At 33.3% G+C, this 312-nt stretch carries 1 pseudogene; it reads left to right on the top strand.

Going from position 1 to position 312, the window contains the following annotated elements:
* Positions 1–281, top strand: a pseudogene (locus tag AX677_RS04680) (hypothetical protein); the annotation flags it as partial.
* Between the last annotated feature and the right edge of the window lie 31 nt (positions 282–312).

Genomic DNA, 312 nt, shown 5'->3' with positions numbered 1-312 from the left:
AACAGCTCGCTTATCTAAAAAAGCATGAGCAAGAAATTATAGATTTGGTAAAAGCTCAAAGTCAGAAAGTCGAATCAGTTCAGATTGATTGGGAAGAGACGCAATGGAGTGATGGCGGTCTTACAAATCCCGAGTATTATATTAATGTTTTTGGGCGAATCAATAATATTGAAGAATCAGGTTGGGGAGTAGATATCCCAATTAATGATGACAATACATTAAATATGGATGAGATGTATATAGGATCCGACATTAACATAGGGGGAAGATTATTTGAGTAATTGGAATTTAAAAAGTTTTGATAATCTATAT

This window comes from Streptococcus sp. CCH8-C6 (assembly GCF_001557225.1).
GTDB lineage: Bacteria > Bacillota > Bacilli > Lactobacillales > Streptococcaceae > Streptococcus > Streptococcus sanguinis_C.
Note: the sequence above shows the minus strand (reverse complement) of the source record. Positions and strands in the feature narration are given on the sequence as shown.